Raw genomic sequence first — 2726 nt, 5'->3', positions numbered from 1 at the left:
CTCCGCGTCGCCGCCGGGCGCCGCGCTCCGCGTCGCCGCCGGGCGCCGCGCCGCCGCCCCTACGCGTCGATGCGGTCGCGGTCGAGACCCTCGCCGGCCAGGATGAATTCCTTGCGCGGCGCGACGTCGTTGCCCATCAGCAGCTCGAACACCTTCGCGGCGCTCTCGGCATCGGTGACGTTCACCCGACGGAGCGTGCGGTGCGCCCGGTCCATCGTGGTCTCGGCGAGCTGGTCGGCGTCCATCTCCCCCAGGCCCTTGTACCGCTGGATCGGCTCCTGGTACTTCTTGCCCTGCTTCGCGAGCTTCTTCAGCACCGCCTGCAGCTCGGCCTCGGAGTAGGTGTAGAGCGTGTCGTTCGGCTTGCCGCGGTTCACCACGACGACCCGGTGCAGCGGCGGCACGGCAGCGAACACCCGGCCCTGCTCGATCATCGGCCGCATGTACCGGAAGAACAGCGTCAGCAGGAGCGTGCGGATGTGGGCACCGTCGACGTCGGCGTCCGACATGATGATGATCTTGCCGTAGCGGGCCTGGTCGATCTCGAACGAGCGGCCGGAGCCGGCGCCGATGACCTGGATGATCGAGGCGCACTCGGTGTTGGACAGCATGTCCGACACCGAGGCCTTCTGCACGTTGAGGATCTTGCCACGGATGGGCAGCAGCGCCTGGTACTCGCTGTTGCGCGCGAGCTTGGCGGTGCCGAGCGCGGAGTCGCCCTCGACGATGAAGAGCTCCGTACCCTCGGCGTCCTGCTTGCGACAGTCGGCGAGCTTGGTCGGCAGCGAGGAGTTCTCCAGCGCGTTCTTGCGCCGCTGCGTCTCCTTGTGCGCCCGGGCCGAGATGCGGGTCTTCATCTCGGCGACGACCTTCTCGAGCAGGGTCGCGGCCTGCGCCTTCTCGGTGCGCTGTGTCGAGGTGAGGACGTCGGTGAGCTGCTTCGCCACGACCTGGTCGACGATCTTCCGGACCGCGGGGGTGCCGAGCACCTCCTTCGTCTGCCCCTCGAACTGCGGCTCGGGCAGGCGGACGGTCAGCACGGCGGTGAGGCCTGCGAGCACGTCGTCCTTCTCGAGCTTGTCCTGCCCGACCTTGAGCTTGCGGGCGTTCGCCTCGACCTGCGTGCGCACGGCCTTGACGACGCCCGACTCGAAGCCGGTCAGGTGCGTGCCGCCCTTCGGCGTCGCGATGATGTTGACGAAGCTCCGCTCGACGGTCTCGTACCCGCTGCCCCACCGCATCGCGATGTCGACCTCGCAGGTCCGCTCGACCGAGGTGGACACCATGTGCCCCTTGTCGTCGAGCATCGGCACGGTCTCCGTGAAGGTCCCGGTGCCCTGGATACGCCAGACGTCGGTGACCGCGGAGTCGACCGCCAGGTGCTCGACGAACTCGCTGATGCCGCCCTCGTACCGGAAGCGCTCGATGACCGGACCGGGCGCGACCGTCGTCCCGGTCGCCTCGGCACGCTGGGCGGCCGCCTCGATCGACGCGGCCCGTTCATCGGTGATCGTGATGCCGAGCCCGGGCACCAGGAAGGCGGTCTGGCGGGCGCGGTTGACCAGGTCGCCCGTGCTGAAACGGGCGTCCGCGGTGAAGATCTGTCGGTCCGCCCAGTACCGGATGCGGGACCCGGTGACCCCCTTCTTCACCTTGCCGACGACACGGAGCTCACTGCCCGAGGTGAACGGGGTGAAGGGCGCATCCGGCCCGTCACCGGCGAAGGTGCCGGGCTCGCCCCGGTGGAAGGACATCGCGTAGGTCTTGCCGCCGCGGTCGACCTCGACGTCGAGGCGCTCCGACAGCGCGTTCACGACCGAGGCACCCACGCCGTGCAGGCCACCGGACGCCGCGTACGACCCGGACCCGAACTTGCCGCCGGCGTGCAGCTTCGTGAACACGACCTCGACCCCGGTCAGGCCGGTCTTCGGTTCCACGTCGACGGGGATGCCGCGGGCGGTGTCGCGGACCTCGACGGAGCCGTCGGCGTGCAGCACGACCCCGATCTCGTCGCCGTGACCCGCGAGTGCTTCGTCGACGGAGTTGTCGATGATCTCCCACAGGCAGTGCATGAGCCCGCGCGAGTCCGTCGAGCCGATGTACATGCCCGGACGCTTCCGAACCGCCTCGAGCCCTTCGAGGACGGAGAGGTGTCGTGCAGAGTAGTCGGAGCTCACATCCCGATGGTACCGAGGGGCACCGACAGCCAGACCGCCGGACAGCGGCGCGGCTCGGACTGGGGACAACCGCTCCGCGCTCAGCGAAACAGGCGGTCCGGGATGCACGGCTCCCAGCCACCACGTGTTCAAATGGTGGTCCACCCGCACCACCTGCGATCCGTGAGGAGCACAGCAATGACCCAGACCGTGCAGGACCTCTCCATCGACGAAGCCAGCAGCCACCAGCTCACCGCCGCTGACCGCTGCGACAGCTGCGGAGCGCAGGCGTACATCCGCGCCACCATGGCCAGCGGCGAGCTCTACTTCTGCGCCCACCACGGCGCCGAGTTCAAGGAGAAGCTCGCAGCCACCGCGCTCGAGTGGCACGACGAGAGCAGCCGACTCCACGAGTCGAAGTAGTCGTCACCAGACGGACGAACGGGAGGCGCGGGGGCCCCGGGCCCCCCGCCCCCCCGCCCGCCCCGGGGGGCCCCCCCCCCCCCGCCCCCCCCCCCCCGGGCCCCCCCCGCCCCCCGGCCATCCCCCCCCCCCCCGCCGCCCTCCCCG

The 2726-nt window shown here is 70.3% G+C and carries 2 protein-coding genes; one reads left to right on the top strand and one right to left on the bottom strand.

Annotated features, from left to right (window positions below; genetic code table 11):
* Positions 1-59: 59 nt before the first annotated feature.
* On the bottom strand, positions 60-2177 hold the full coding sequence (locus ACH0A8_RS15270; RefSeq protein WP_406907485.1) for a type IIA DNA topoisomerase subunit B: 2118 nt from the start codon (positions 2175-2177) through the stop codon (positions 60-62).
* Between the two features lie 177 nt (positions 2178-2354).
* Here ACH0A8_RS15270 and ACH0A8_RS15265 point away from each other — a divergent pair, with 177 nt between their 5' ends.
* Positions 2355-2579 carry a hypothetical protein gene (locus tag ACH0A8_RS15265; RefSeq protein WP_066654059.1) on the top strand — a complete coding sequence of 75 codons (225 nt, stop codon included), beginning with the start codon at positions 2355-2357 and terminating at the stop codon, positions 2577-2579.
* Positions 2580-2726 lie beyond the last annotated feature (147 nt).

It is taken from the genome of Curtobacterium sp. 179-B 9B NHS (genome assembly GCF_045370965.1).
GTDB lineage: Bacteria > Actinomycetota > Actinomycetes > Actinomycetales > Microbacteriaceae > Curtobacterium.
This window is presented reverse-complemented; position numbering and strand designations above follow the sequence as displayed.